This window comes from Pseudomonas sp. 50_B, assembly GCF_017491625.1.
Classification (GTDB): Bacteria; Pseudomonadota; Gammaproteobacteria; order Pseudomonadales; family Pseudomonadaceae; genus Aquipseudomonas; species Aquipseudomonas danubii.
Genome location: NZ_JAFGYX010000099.1, coordinates 1 through 514 on the forward strand (window position 1 = coordinate 1; position 514 = coordinate 514).

Genomic DNA, 514 nt, shown 5'->3' on the forward strand with positions numbered 1-514 from the left:
TACATCCACAGCGTGTAGGCGGCGCCGAGAATCAGCGTGAATGCCGCGCCGAACGCGATCCAGAAATTGAACTGGACGGCGGCGAGGATCACCATGAACTCGCCGACGAAACCCGACGTGCCCGGCAGGCCGCAATTGGCCATCGAGAACAGCATCGCGAACGCGGCGAACTTCGGCATCACGTTGACGACGCCGCCGTAATCGGCGATCTGGCGCGAGTGCAGGCGGTCGTACAGCACGCCGATGCACAGGAACATCGCGCCCGACACGAAACCGTGCGAAATCATCTGAACGATCGCGCCTTCGACGCCCAACTGGTTGAAGATGAAGAAGCCGAGCGTGACGAAGCCCATGTGCGCGATCGACGAATACGCGACGAGTTTCTTCATGTCCGCCTGCACCATCGCGACGAGGCCGATGTAGATCACCGCGATCAGCGACAGCGAGATCACGACGGGCGCGAAGAAGTGGCTCGCGTCCGGCGTGATCGGCAGCGAGAAGCGCAGGAAACCGT

At 61.9% G+C, this 514-nt stretch carries 1 protein-coding gene; it reads right to left on the reverse strand.

Annotation, left to right across the window (positions count from 1 at the left end):
• On the reverse strand, positions 1 to 514 hold a 514-nt coding region (locus J5M73_RS31090), incomplete at both ends, for a proton-conducting transporter membrane subunit (RefSeq protein ID WP_279381770.1).